Origin of the sequence: Zoogloea sp., from assembly GCF_041911615.1 — a bacterium.
Taxonomy (GTDB): domain Bacteria; phylum Pseudomonadota; class Gammaproteobacteria; order Burkholderiales; family Rhodocyclaceae; genus Zoogloea.
On sequence record NZ_JAYROR010000072.1, the window covers coordinates 1 to 5,365 of the forward strand.

General features: G+C 65.0%; 4 protein-coding genes. 1 reads left to right on the forward strand and 3 read right to left on the reverse strand.

Going from position 1 to position 5,365, the window contains the following annotated elements; translation table 11 throughout:
- Positions 1–89 precede the first annotated feature (89 nt).
- The 3 genes from ACE3P2_RS08340 to ACE3P2_RS08350 form a co-directional block, all read right to left on the reverse strand.
- Positions 90–2,951: a DEAD/DEAH box helicase gene (locus tag ACE3P2_RS08340; protein ID WP_374263317.1), complete on the reverse strand. Its 2,862-nt coding sequence runs from the start codon at positions 2,949–2,951 to the stop codon at positions 90–92.
- Entirely contained in the window at positions 2,951–3,718 is a 768-nt protein-coding gene (locus ACE3P2_RS08345) for a Hachiman antiphage defense system protein HamA (protein WP_273624913.1), read from the reverse strand. The genes ACE3P2_RS08340 and ACE3P2_RS08345 overlap by 1 nt, the downstream gene beginning before the upstream one ends.
- A gap of 73 nt (positions 3,719–3,791) precedes the next feature.
- On the reverse strand, positions 3,792–4,232 hold the full coding sequence (locus ACE3P2_RS08350) for an RES domain-containing protein (protein ID WP_374263321.1): 441 nt from the start codon (positions 4,230–4,232) through the stop codon (positions 3,792–3,794).
- On the opposite strand from ACE3P2_RS08350, the gene ACE3P2_RS08355 reads away from it, so the two are divergent.
- Positions 4,231–4,995: a hypothetical protein gene (locus ACE3P2_RS08355; RefSeq protein ID WP_291471277.1), complete on the forward strand. Its 765-nt coding sequence runs from the start codon at positions 4,231–4,233 to the stop codon at positions 4,993–4,995. The two genes, ACE3P2_RS08350 and ACE3P2_RS08355, sit on opposite strands and share 2 nt — an antisense overlap.
- Positions 4,996–5,365 lie beyond the last annotated feature (370 nt).

Sequence of the window (5,365 nt, forward strand, 5' to 3'; positions counted from 1 at the left end):
CGCTCTTCAAGGCTGATGTAGCTGAACATCGCCCCCTGGAAGTCTTGGTTGCCTCTCATCGTCCTCGTCTGGGTTGTTCGCCGATGGCTTCAGATCGTACTGGCCGACGCCAGCGTCGGCGGGGGATTTTTCAACGGCCTGCTAAGCAAGGGCTTCCAGCCGTCGATCAATCTCTCCGGGCGGAACGGCGAGATGCCAAACGCGATCTCGGCGAAGGCCGTGATCGCCGCGACCGCCTCTTCCTGATCGCCGACGCCGATGTTAACGTTGGCCGCCAGCAGGAGGCGCTCCAACTCAGGCGCCCGTTCGTCCAGCGCCTTTCCGGCGGCCAGACCCACGCCGGCCAGGAAGTACCCCCGCCGCTGTGTGGGCGTGCTGTTGCGCCAGATGTACTTGGCGCGGGCGCGCAGCCCTGCCGGCAACAGTTTCTGAACATCTTCGTTGTAGCGCGCAAGGCGCCGCTGGAACAGCGAAGCCACCAAGATCTCATCAAGCTTGGCCTCGACTTCGGCGTCCAGCACGTAGGAATCGCCGAGCAAGCTGAAGATCGCGGTGTCCAGGCTTGCCAGATGCTGGTCCCATCGCTGCCTTGCGTCGCCGGCCTCTTCGGTCGACTCGGAGGCGAGCACCGGGAACTCCCACGCGGCCTGCCCCGCGACGTACTCGACCAGTTGGCCGGCGTCGCTGGACCCCAACCTTTTGCTCATCCGGCTGAGCAACGCTGCGACCAGCCGGAGCAGCCCGCTCTCCATCTCCCGACCCGCCTGGTTCGCGACCAGTTCCTGCCAGTCCTTACGCCGTTGCCGCATGTTATCGAACATCGGATAAAGCACCAAGCCTTCGACATCGATGTAAGCACGCCCAGCCCGGCCGACGACATTGCGGAATTCCGAGGCAGCGAGGAGATCACGGCCGCGCCTCACCCCACGAAAGACCAGCGAGGTCGCGGCGAGGTTGAGTCCCTGGGCCAAGGTCGGCGATGACACCGTGACGCGAAGCACGCCCTCCCGCAACAACCGTTCGACTTCCTTGCGGTAAGGCGTGGGCAGCGCACCGTGGTGGACCGCCACGCCCAATTTCAGGCACGCAAGGATGTCGTGATCGGGCCCGAACCATTCCGTGCCGACGGCCAGTGCCGTGGCCAGCGCGGAGACCGGTTGTGCGAGCATCGAGTCGATGTGGCCACGCTTGTGCATCTCGATGATGGTCGCGGCCAGAGGAAGCACCGAACGGCGCATCGGACAGAAGACGAGGACGGTTTGACCCTCTTCCACCAGACGCCACGCGGTTGCGATGCACAATTCCCCCTGGTCGGCCGGGAACAACTTTCTGGCGCGTCCGCGGGTCGGTCTCTTCGGAACCACGAACTTCGGGATGAAGGGCTTTTCGTCCCCCACGCTCACGTTGAGCTGAGCATGCTGGCCTTTCCATTCGACCTCGCCGAAGCGCAGCCGGGTCGGACGCCAGTCGTCCTTGATCAACCCGTCGGGCTGGTCGCGCGTCAACCAGGCGGCGAAGTCCTCCAATTGGTGTCCATCCGGCAAGATCGCCGAGAGGCACACGATGCGCCGCCCGGCTGCGTCCGAACGCCGTAGCAAGCGCTGAATCTGAGCCTCGTAGCGCACCTCGCGCTCGCCCAGGCCGATCATGTGGCCCTCATCGAGCACCACCAGGCCGACGTCGTCCAACAGCGTCGGATCGCTGCGTAGCGCGAAGTCGAGCTTCTCGGGCGTGGCCACGACGATGTCGGTCGAGCGCAAGGCGTCGACGTCCGCGCCGCTGGCGCCGATGCTGCCGTACAGGCTCGATACGGACTTTCCCAACGGGGCAAAGGTGCGCCGCAGGCCGACCTCGGTCTGTGCAGACAAGGCCCGGAGCGGTGTGACGAAGACGATGCGCTTGCCCCGCGCCAGGCAGGCCAGGATGCACAGCTCCGCGATGCGCGTCTTACCCGCGCTGGTGGGCAGCGACAGCACGAGGTTCGTGCCGGCGTCGAGCACACGCCGCGCCGCCTGGAGTTGTGACGGCCAGAGCTCGACCTCGGACTTGCTCCTGCGGTAGAGCGAGGCGATGAAGAGCTTGCGCAGCCGGGCCCAGTCGCCAATCTCTGCGCCGGGCGGCCCGGAAAGCGGCAGGATCTTGTGGAAGCTGGTCTCCCAGAGGCCCCCCAGCAGATGGATCGCCAGGCGGTGACACCACCAGGCGGGCACGAGCTCGAGCTCGCCGGCGGCCTCGAGGCCGCGCTGCAGGCGCTCGCGCGCGAGCGACAACAAGGCTTCGTCGCCGCGTTCCAGGGCCAGCATCGCGACCGCCAGCGCGGCCATGAAGTTGTCCTTTAGAGCGACAAGCACGGCGCCAATCCGCTCGTCGGTCGCCCCCGCGCCGTCCGTGTCGTCGCCATCGGCCAATGTGTCGGGCCGGTCCAGCGCGGCAACGACCGCACCCTCGCTCCCTTGGCCCGAGGCGAACCATGCGCCGACGTCCCCGGCCAGGCCGTCGAGATCGCGGAGCATCAGCTTCGCCAGCCCCTTTTCCATCGCCGAGAAATTTGCCTCGGCCAGCCCCTGGTGCAGCAGCGAGTAGGCCCTCGCCGAGAAACGACCCAGGTGATAGGCCGCAGCCGCGACGAGGCGGTGGAAGTCGCGCTCCGCGCTGGCTTCGCCCCGCGCAACTACGGCTTCGAGCGCTTCGGCGGCCACCTCGAAGCTCTTGCGGGCTGTCTCGGCGTCGCCGCCCATATCGACATACCGCAGGCCGTGCTGCAACAGCGAGTACCCGTAGGACAGCAAGTCGTCCGACAGCTCACTACCGAAGTTGGGCGCTTCCTCCGGTAGAGCACCGTCGCGCCAGATCATCGCGCGCGCCTGGCCGCGGGCAAGCAGCCTGGCCCTGAATCCGGGCACCACGGCAGCGTCGATGTTGGCTTTCAGTTCCTCGAGCGTCGCGGCCATTACTTGCCCACCTTGCCGATTGCCGCGAAGACCGCCTTGATGAAGTCCTGGTGCCTATCGACACGAAGACCGACGTAGTGCTGCGGCACGGGGCCGGCATAGGACTGCAGGTTGGTTTTCAGAAGCTTCAGCGGGTCGTTGCCCGAGAATGTGAACAGCATGTGCGAGACCTGGGAGACGCGGATGCCATCCTTGAGCTGAGCCTTGTCCAGCGCATCGCCGAGAAACGTGTCGCCGGCTTGGTTCAAGCGGTCAGCGACGAACGCGAGCGCATGCGGCGACGGGAGCCCGCTGTTGGCGCAGAGCGCCGCCCTGGCCTCGTCGATGACGGCCGTGCGCATTCCTGCCCGGCTCTTGACCTCCGCCTTGAGGATCTTCAGGCTGCCGCTTTTCGAGTCGAAGTTGAAGGCCAGCACGTCTTCACCGCGCATCGACATGTTGCGATGGTCCTTCCAGCGCAAACGCTTGATGCCGAGATTGAAGGGAGTGGCCTCGTAAACATAGGCGTTGCACAGGATCTCGCCCAGATCGCCGGAGCGGATGGATGCCTGCGTCGGAAGCTTCTGCTCGACATGGGCGGCAGCGGCCGGCTTGCCCAGCTTTCTCAGCAGATCCGCGACGCGTTTCGGATCCGTGTAGTAGCCTGGGACGGCTTTCGCGATCGCGCCAATCGCATGTGCCTGCCCTCCGGTAGCAATACCCAGCCCGCGCAACTTGTGCGTCTGAACGGACTCCTCGGTTGCCACGCACCACTTCGCGAACTCCATCATCTCCTCCCATTGTTCTTGGTGATCAGCCGATCTGGGAACGCCCCTCGCCCGCAAGTTTCTCGGGTTTGAACTACGGCGTCCCCTTGCCCGGCACGATGTCGACGCCAATCCGATCGGCCAGATTCAGCAACTGCGCATAGGTCTGTTCTTCCTTCAGCAAACTGCGCGAATCGCCGACCTGATGCAGCGCGCCTTTCGGAATTCGGTCGCCAAACAGCATCACCGCGCGAGCCGAATCGTCCTGCCGGGAGATCCAGGACAGCCCCTGGATTTCTGGGTGCTGAACGTGGAGGGCCTCGGCCCAGCGGCGCGTCGCCGGATACTGATCCTTCTCGGTATCGATGAGTTGCTTGCATTGCGCACCCAGCTTGCGCAACGCAACGCTGCTGAGGTCGGCGAGCTTCAGTTCGCGCTTGACCTTGACTTCGGAGTGCAATTGCCCCTCCAGCTCGCGCTGGTCGTAGTGCTTGAAGCCGGGTGCATGGGATACATCGTGGAACACGGACTCCATGGAGGCCGCCTCGAACAGCCCCGTCGCCGACCAGCATGCGCGCCATCATCTGGGACACATGGTAGGGCGTGAAGAACTGCCCCGCCCGGTCATTGCCCAGTTCGAGCTGCATGTAGACTACTCCGAGCACGTCGCCCAGTCCGCCCGCGGCATAGCGCTGTTCCATCGCGAAGGTCAGGTGTCCCAGCATGCGTGGGAAGCTCTCGAATACGTCGCGCGGATACCTCTTCGCGATCTGCAGGTAGCGCGCCTCGCGTGCGTCGAACTGGCGCCGGTCCACCGCGTTGCTGAACGACAGGCAGGACAGCTCGACGAAATCCGAGAACACCTCGTGCGGGTTCCAGCGGTGAGCGGTCTTTCGGATCAGTTGCAGCAGTTCCTTGGTGTGGTCGGTACCGTCCAGGTCCATCGCCATCCTTTCGCACCCGCCCATGCGAGTCGTCCAGAACAGCATCCCGCCCGGCAGGGCCGGATCAACGGCACCGCCCGGCCGCCAGGCAGCAGCCGATGCGAGCCCCCAGCCTTCGGCCGCCAGCCAGGCAGGTGGCATAGCGCGATGGAAGCGCACCCGTGCCCAGTAGCGCCGTGCGCGGGCGCGCGCGGCCTTGCGGTGGTTGCGGCTGCCGCTCGGCATGGCCCGCCGGGCAAGTTCATCGTCTTTCAGCCAGTCTCCGTTCGGAAACACCTTACGGAGCCGTGCTCACCCTGCAAGGGCACATCTGCCAGCGTTGCTGCGGCGTCGTCCGGCCTACTCCACAAATGAAGGATTCAACAGATCGATCCCTGCCCCCTTGCACTTGATCCACGGGCCGCCGGGATGCTCCTGGCCATCCCAGGCCGCGAGCGCCGCAAGGGCATCGGCAGCATGCTCGTAGCAATACCGGCGCTCATATCCTTCAAAGTTCAGTCCGACCACGAGGCCGGTCGTGAAACTGAAGCGATGCAAGCCACACACAGCAGTGCCGATGACGCGGAGTTGAATGTAGCCTTGCGAAAGTAACCATCCCCCGGCAAAGCCGGGGGCATTCGGGATGTGAGCCGCTCAAAGCGGCTGTAAGGGGTCGCTAACGCGGCCCCTCATTCTTGGGGCCACCTATCGGTGGCTACTCACCTCCATAGACCGAGTTGGTCCA

Excerpts from the sequence above, each read along its gene's own strand:
- ACE3P2_RS08345 (WP_273624913.1), bottom strand. The coding sequence starts at position 3,718 with ATGGAGTTCGCGAAGTGGTGCGTGGCAACCGAGGAGTCCGTTCAGACG.
- ACE3P2_RS08355 (WP_291471277.1), top strand. The coding sequence starts at position 4,231 with ATGGAGGCCGCCTCGAACAGCCCCGTCGCCGACCAGCATGCGCGCCAT.
- ACE3P2_RS08340 (WP_374263317.1), bottom strand. The coding sequence starts at position 2,951 with ATGGCCGCGACGCTCGAGGAACTGAAAGCCAACATCGACGCTGCCGTG.
- ACE3P2_RS08350 (WP_374263321.1), bottom strand. The coding sequence starts at position 4,232 with ATGGAGTCCGTGTTCCACGATGTATCCCATGCACCCGGCTTCAAGCAC.